The sequence below is a fragment of the Streptomyces anatolicus genome, from assembly GCF_019400875.1.
GTDB lineage: Bacteria > Actinomycetota > Actinomycetes > Streptomycetales > Streptomycetaceae > Streptomyces > Streptomyces anatolicus.
Window position 1 is genome coordinate 1 of sequence record NZ_WMBF01000493.1, and the last position, 4,553, is coordinate 4,553.

The window sequence follows — 4,553 nt, forward strand, 5'->3', positions numbered from 1 at the left end:
CTGCCGGTCTGGGTGGGCGGCAACTCCCCCGCCGCGCAGCGCCGCGCGGCCCGCCTCGGCGAGGCCTGGCATCCGTTCATGCCGACGCGGGAGGCGCTGCGCACGGCCCTCCCCCGCATCGCGGCCGAGGCCGAGGCAGCGGGCCGCCCGGTGCCGGGCCTGGCACCGCGCCTCCAGATCCGGCTCGGCGGCGTGCCGGACGCCGACGACCGTCCGCTCGGCCACGGCAGCCTCGACCAGATCCGCGGCGATCTGGAGACCCTGGCCGCTCTCGGCGCCACCGACGTGCTCCTGGACACCTACCCGGGGACCCCCGGTGAGCGGGCGGGTGCGGACGAGGACCGGCGGGTGCTCGAACTCCTGATGTCAGTGGCACAGGGCACTATCGGAAGCAGTTGACGCCGAGCGACGCGGAAGGGGGTGCGGGCGCGGTGAAGCCACCGACGGCCGCCCAGCGGCGGATCATCGAGGCAGCGGACCCGGAGACGGGCCGCCTGTCCGGTACGCAGGCCCAGCTGACGGCCCTGGTGCGGGCGCGGCTCGCCTTCCGCCACCCCCGGCCCCCGCACGCGTATTTCCTGTCCCCCGCGGGCCACCGCGTGCGGGACGAGGCCGCGCGGCAGCCCGCGCAGGCTCCGCCTCCGCCCGAACCGGCGGCGGACCCCGGCGTCTTCACCGCCCGGACCGGCACGGAGACATCGGTGACCGGGAGCGAGGGCGCCGCCCGGGCGCGGGAGGTCCGGGGGGCCTGGGAGGGCCTGCTGGAGCTGCGCCGGATGACGAACAAGGACGGCGCCCGCGACCGGCCCTGCGCGTGGGAGCGCACGCATCTCGTCCAGGCGGCGGCGCTGGCCCTGGAGGCGGCGGGCCTGCCTCCCGCGCGCCCGGGCCGCGAGGGGTACGAGGTGACGGAGACCCCGCAGCCCGAGGCCGTCGCCGTGCGGGAGCCGTCCCCGGAGGGGCTGCGGGCGTGCGCGGAGGCGCTGGAGCGGGCGGGCTGGCAGACCGGCGAGCACGCCGCACAGCGCGGCGGGGGCCGCTATCTGCTGGCCTCACCGAGAAGGACGTGAGCCGCTCGGCACCGGCGGAGCACCCGAGAAGCAGACCATCGGCAAGCAGCACCGGATCATCAAGAAGTTGAGCGAAGGGAACACCGTGACAGAGCCGTTTTCCGTCAGCGTCGGCGTCCGTGGGTACGAGACGGACTCGCAGGGACACCTCAATCAGGCCGTCTACCTCCAGTACGCCGAGCACGCCCGCTGGTCGCTGCTGCGGGCGGCCGGGATCACGCAGGCCGACCTCCTCGGCAAGGGCGTCGGTCCGGTGGCCCTGGAGAACACCATCCGCTACCGCGCCGAGCTGCGGGCCGGCGACGAGACGACGGTGAGCTGCGCATTCGTGTGGGGAGAGCGCAAGACGTTCCGTATAGAGCAGATCATCACCAAGGCGGACGGCACGGTCGCCGCGACCGTCTCCTCTCTCGGCGGGCTGCTCGACCTCAAGGAGCGGCGGATGGTGGAGGATCCTCGCGAGTACTTCCGGGCGCTCGCGAGCGAACCGGCCTTGCTGGGGCTCTGAGGCGCCGGGACGGGGGCCCGCGGACTGTCGGTGCCGGCTGCCGTTACTTCGTCATCAGGTTGAACTTCATCTGCGACTGACCGGGGACGAGGTCGGGTCCTGTCGCGCTGCCCGACTTGGCCTGGAAGTGCTGGCCGAGGTATTCGCCCACGTACTTCGTCACGGCGGCCTCTATCTTGGTGCCGAACGCGCTCGACTGGTAGGCCTCTTTCGGCAGCTGTGACGGGTCGATGTGGCCGATGTTGTCGTTGCGCCAGACCAGGTCCTGATTGCCGCCCGCCAGGTAGACCTCCATGCCGAGGTTCCCGTGGGCGTCGTACGTCACGACGGCCACGCAGGACTTGTCCGGGTGCTGGGCGGCCCACTCCGTCAGCGTCTTGTTCCGGGCCTCCTCGATCGAGTTCGCGGTCTTGATCTCACCCGTGACGACGCGGGGCACCGTCAGCTGGCTGTTGTTCTCGGGGCCCTGGGGGCCTTTGCCGCCCCACTTGGGAGGCTCGGGCTGGTAGGCGCCCTGGCGCGGCTCGTAGGTCGTCGGCGGCCGGGGCTCGTACCGCCGTTGCTCGGGCGCGGGCTTGACCAGGCCCTCGGAGGCGGCGCCCGGTCTGGTACCGGCGATCCCCTGCGCGATTCCCTGGACGACGGCGTCCCTGACGGCCTGCTGCCCGGCGGCCTTGTCCGCGTCGATCTTGCTCTCGGGGCCGACGCGGCCGTCGTTGAAGTACCACCCCGGCCGGTAGGAGTGCGGGGTCGGGACGTTGTCGATGACGTCGGGCTCCTTGGTGTCCATCGTGATCGGCCGGAGCGTGCCGTTGTTCACCAGCTCGCGTTCCAGGTCGCGGGGCGACACCTTGGCGGGGTCGATCGGGCCCTTGCCGAGACCCACGACGAGTTCGTCGTAGCTCTTCCCCGTCCGCTTCTCCAGCTCCTTGCGGACGTCCGTATCGGTCCGGCCGTCCGCGCCCTTCTTCTCGGGGGGCTTCTGTTCGGGGGGCTTTTGCTCGGGAGGCTTCTGCTCCGGGGGTTTCTGCTCGGGGGGCTTCACCCTCGGGTCGTCGGTCTGGACGGGCGGCGCTTCCGAGCGGCCGGGAGAGGAGGTGGCGTTCGGGCCGCTCATCCCGCCGCCGGACGCCACGTTCTCCGTGCTCTGCGTGCTCTGCGTCTTCTCCGTGCTCTGCGTGTTCTGCGTCTTCTCCGCGTAATTCGTGAGTCTCACGGCGTCCGGGGTCATGTCCTCGCGGCGCAACTCCAGGGTGCGGGGCGGCGTCTCGCTCAGCCGGTCCTCCGGACGCAACTCCAAGGTGCGGTAGGACGAAGCGGTATCGGGGCGGGAGTCGCCGCCGCTGCGGTTCAGCTCCGGCCGGTCCTGCCTCACCGAGGAATCCGGTCCTTCGCGGCCCTTCTCGGTGGCGGCTCCGGCCTTCTCGGTCTGTTCGGTCTGCCCGCTCTGTTCGTTGTAGCGCTCGGACATGGCGTCATCCGGTCTGTCAGTGACGAAGAGTGCTGTTGATGAAATCTGTGACGCGGTCCCGCTTTTCGGCGGAGGCCTCCGTCAGCGGGCGGGACGGCAGCTCGGTCGCACCGTCCGGCATCGGGTTCCGCGCGCCCCCGCCACGGCCGCCGTCAAGAGCGAGGCCGAGTTTCAGGTCGAGGTTGACGCCCTCGCCGAACTTGGTGCCGGCCGAGCCGCTCATCAGCATTCCCGTGCCCGGCAGCAGCTTCTCGATGGAGGCGCCCGCCTTGGGCGTACCGACGCCGACGCCGTCCGCGCCGCCAAGCCCGCCGGGCAGTTTCCCGGGCTCGCTGCCCATCTTGGTCCAGGCGTCGTGGTTGCCCGCGGCGGAGCGCAGCATGGCAGCGGCGATGTCGGAACCGGGCAGGCCTGTCCGCTCCATGGCCTGTGCGCCCAGTTCCGCCGCTTCCCTGGAGAACTTGTCGTACTCGGCCTGCCCTTTGGCGCGTGATTCCTCCGACGCCCGGTCTTTGTCGGCGCGCACCTTGTCGAGGAGCGATCCCATCACCGGCCTGCCTCTCCAGGTCCCGCCTCGCCAGATTCCGCCTCTCCAGATCCCGCCTCGCCGCCAGACCCCGCCTCGCCAAAGCCCGCCTCGCCGAGGACGTGGGCCAGGATGCGGCGGGCGGTGCGGGGCGGCTTGCGCTGGTCGTCCGCGAGCATCTGCTGTTCGAAGCAGAGGCAGGTACGCCGTGCGGCGGTGTCGAGCGCGGTTCTCGCCTCCTCCGGCATGTCGTCGGTGGGGAATTCGATGAGTTCGTAGGCCGCGTCCTGGCAGATCTCCCACGTCTGACGGCGCCGCTTGTCCTCGGATGCCGCGTCGTCGCGGTCCGCGTCCCGCCACGGCGACTGATAGCGGCGGGACGCCACCAGGTCGGCCACCGCCGCTCGGTACAGACACAGCGGCGGATCCTGGGAGCAGACCAGATGGCAGACCGGGTAGGGCTCGAACTGGCGGGCGTGCAGGCGCCGTGCCGTCTCCTGGAGGGCGCCGACGAGCGCCGCCGTACCGCCGCCTGCGGTGTTGGCCTGGTCGACCTTGCCCAGGAGTACCGCCCGCAGCCGTTCACACAGCTCGCCGGTGTCGGCATAGGACCAGCCGCGCTGGCTGCCGCGCCGGGTGGTCAGCCACTCCGCGCCGTGCCCGGCGAAGGCGCGGAGCAGGTCGGTCGGGGCGACCGGGGTGGGGCGGCGGGCGCGCAGCGCGGTGCCGAGGTCGTCCCAGAGGCGGTCCAGTGCCCCCGACTCGTCGATGGTGGAGGTGAGGATGCGAGAGAGGACGCGTTGGACGTACACGTCACCGGTGAGTTCCCTGGCCGCCGCGCAGGCCTCGGGGGTCGCACAGGTCTCGGCGCAGAACGGCTGCGGCAGGAACAGGTCGGTGAAGGCTCCCGCCTCCCGCCAGCGCCGCATGTGCTCCCGCACCTGGGCGTCGGTGGGCGGGCGGGGCGCGAGGGGGTCC

At 72.1% G+C, this 4,553-nt stretch carries 6 protein-coding genes; 3 read left to right on the forward strand and 3 right to left on the reverse strand.

Features of this window, described 5'->3' with window-relative positions:
- From GKQ77_RS28115 to GKQ77_RS28125, 3 genes are all read left to right on the forward strand, one after another.
- On the forward strand, positions 1–399 hold a 399-nt coding region (locus GKQ77_RS28115), incomplete at its 5' end, for an LLM class flavin-dependent oxidoreductase (RefSeq protein WP_219691734.1).
- Positions 400–431: 32 nt separating this feature from the next.
- Positions 432–1,070 carry a hypothetical protein gene (locus GKQ77_RS28120; protein ID WP_219691735.1) on the forward strand — a complete coding sequence of 213 codons (639 nt, stop codon included), beginning with the start codon at positions 432–434 and terminating at the stop codon, positions 1,068–1,070.
- An 85-nt stretch (positions 1,071–1,155) separates the two neighbouring features.
- A complete protein-coding gene (locus tag GKQ77_RS28125) occupies positions 1,156–1,578 on the forward strand; it encodes an acyl-CoA thioesterase (protein ID WP_219691736.1) in 423 nt (140 codons plus the stop codon).
- Between the two features lie 43 nt (positions 1,579–1,621).
- On the opposite strand, the gene GKQ77_RS28130 is transcribed toward GKQ77_RS28125, so the two are convergent.
- From GKQ77_RS28130 to GKQ77_RS28140, 3 genes are all read right to left on the reverse strand, one after another.
- Positions 1,622–3,049: a hypothetical protein gene (locus GKQ77_RS28130; RefSeq protein WP_219691737.1), complete on the reverse strand. Its 1,428-nt coding sequence runs from the start codon at positions 3,047–3,049 to the stop codon at positions 1,622–1,624.
- A 16-nt stretch (positions 3,050–3,065) separates the two neighbouring features.
- Positions 3,066–3,596: a hypothetical protein gene (locus tag GKQ77_RS28135; protein WP_219691738.1), complete on the reverse strand. Its 531-nt coding sequence runs from the start codon at positions 3,594–3,596 to the stop codon at positions 3,066–3,068.
- Positions 3,596–4,553: hypothetical protein (locus GKQ77_RS28140; RefSeq protein ID WP_219691739.1), on the reverse strand; the 958-nt coding region annotated here is incomplete at its 5' end. The genes GKQ77_RS28140 and GKQ77_RS28135, both read right to left, overlap by 1 nt.

Coding starts and splice junctions, on each gene's coding strand:
- GKQ77_RS28130 (WP_219691737.1), bottom strand. CDS start 3,049: ATGTCCGAGCGCTACAACGAACAGAGCGGGCAGACCGAACAGACCGAG.
- GKQ77_RS28135 (WP_219691738.1), bottom strand. CDS start 3,596: ATGGGATCGCTCCTCGACAAGGTGCGCGCCGACAAAGACCGGGCGTCG.